The organism is Zavarzinia sp., from assembly GCF_049306435.1.
Classification (GTDB): domain Bacteria; phylum Pseudomonadota; class Alphaproteobacteria; order Zavarziniales; family Zavarziniaceae; genus Zavarzinia.
The window spans coordinates 1-1,755 of the sequence record NZ_JBAQRT010000015.1 but is presented as its reverse complement, the minus strand read 5'-3'; the positions used below and the strand labels follow the sequence as shown (position 1 = coordinate 1,755).

General features: G+C 66.2%; 3 protein-coding genes. All 3 read left to right on the top strand.

Going from position 1 to position 1,755, the window contains the following annotated elements; translation table 11 throughout:
- The coding region (locus tag WAZ62_RS00890; RefSeq protein WP_422641648.1) for a hypothetical protein at positions 1-949 on the top strand (949 nt) is incomplete at its 5' end.
- Positions 950-1,061: 112 nt separating this feature from the next.
- Entirely contained in the window at positions 1,062-1,241 is a 180-nt protein-coding gene (locus tag WAZ62_RS00885; RefSeq protein WP_422641647.1) for a Flp family type IVb pilin, read from the top strand.
- 99 nt (positions 1,242-1,340) lie between these two features.
- Positions 1,341-1,523, top strand: coding sequence for a Flp family type IVb pilin (locus tag WAZ62_RS00880; RefSeq protein ID WP_422641646.1), 183 nt, complete (start codon positions 1,341-1,343; stop codon positions 1,521-1,523).
- Positions 1,524-1,755: the final 232 nt, after the last annotated feature.

The window sequence follows — 1,755 nt, the reverse complement described above, 5'->3', positions numbered from 1 at the left end:
GCCCTGGCCGCGCCGGGCCGCCACCGGTGCCGTGCTGTCGCTGGTGGCCCTGGCCGCGCTGGCCACGCTGTTTCCCGGCTTCGAGAAGGCTTCCCTGGCGTTTTCCGATCCGGTGATGCAGACGGTGATCGGGCGGGTGAAGGAAATGCAGCCCTTCGATCTTGGGCGGGCCGAAGGCTGGCTCGATTTCGTGACTCAGGGCGGCGGCATCGCGCTGGTCGTGTTCTATCTGCCCATCGCGCTGTGGCGGACGCCGCCGGGGCCGGGCCGGCGGGCCCTTGTCGTCCTGCTCGTGACCGCCCTCCTCACCCTTGCGGCGGGGCTCCAGTTCCGGCGCTTCATCATCGAATTCGCGGCGGTCGGGGCGGTGGCATCCGTGGGGTTGCTGGCCTCGACGGCAAGATCGCTCGATGGCCTTCGCCTGCTGCCGCGTGTCGCCGGGCTCGTCCTGGTAACACTGGGCATGACGCTGGGCCTGCCCGTGATCGGCTCGATGCTCCAGGCCCGCGACCGGGAAAAAGTCGCGGAATGCGACCCGTCCCGGCTGGTCGCCGCGCTGGACGACATCCGCCCCCCGGCCCTGCGGGGCGCCGATGATCCCATCGTGCTGTCCGACGATATCAACATCGGCCCCCGAGTCGCCTATGAGACGGCCTTTCGCACGGTGGCCGGGCCCTATCACCGCGGCTCGGCGGCACTTGGCGATTCGATCGCCTTCTTTTCGGGAGCGGATCCCGAAGCCATCCTGCGTCGGCGCCAGGTCGACTATGTCGCGGTTTGCCTCGTGGGGGCCGGTGGCATCCTGCGGCAGGTTCAGCCGGGCGGTCTGGGACGGGATCTCGCAGCCGGAAAGGTCCCAGATTACCTTGTTTCCGTGACCATTCGACCCGATCTGGCGCAATCTCTGGCGCTTTTCGAGGTTCGCCGTGCAATCGAAACGCCGCGTTAAGAATTGGCGCTCATATTCTACCCATGCGCCGGGCGGATTGAATGGCGCTACGAATATGGTACCCGTCTGACGGGATCGGATAACGGCCGATGTCCCGAACAGGAGAGAAAAAATGCTTCGCACTCTGATCACTTCGATGCGCAAGACCGACGAGCGTGGCGCGACGGCCATCGAATACGCCCTGATCGCCGCGCTGATCGCCGTCGCCGCCATCGTGGCCATGGGCTTCGTCGGCGACGGCATCAGCAACGTGTTCACCAATGTCGCGGACACGCTGAACGACGCCACCTAATCGGTTGGATGAACCCTTCGGGGCTGTATTTGACCGGTCCTTCGCCCCGCTGCATCGTCACTGCGATACAGCGGGGCTCGACTTGAGGGGCGTCTCGGCATGATCAAGGCTGTGTTGTGCCGGCGAGCCGGTCAGGGTCCCGGGTCCCCCAATGAACAGGGGGCGACATCGCTGGAATATGTCTTCATCGCCAGCCTGATTTCCCTTGTCGTTTTCCTCGTCGTCTTCCAGATCGGCGACTGGGTCGCCTTCCAGTTTGGCCGGATGGTGAACGCGCTCTGACGCTCACCCCCGAAGCCGCCGATATCAGGCGAGCCGGGGCCATGTCGGCCCGATCGGCCTCCGATCCATGAGGATCGGCCCCTTGCCCAAACAACCGGAACTGCGGCGCTGCCTCAAGGCGTGATGATCGTGATGCTGCGTGCCGGCAGGGCCGTGCCGGGCACCTTCGGGCTGTCCGATGGCGGGGCTTCAGCGGCGACGCCCGCCGTGGTGGTGGCGGTGTCCGTCGCGG

What these genes read in the sequence shown, in the direction of transcription:
- WAZ62_RS00885 (WP_422641647.1), top strand. Translation starts at nt 1,062, where the DNA reads ATGCTTCGCACTCTGATCACTTCGATGCGCAAGACCGACGAGCGTGGC.
- WAZ62_RS00880 (WP_422641646.1), top strand. Translation starts at nt 1,341, where the DNA reads ATGATCAAGGCTGTGTTGTGCCGGCGAGCCGGTCAGGGTCCCGGGTCC.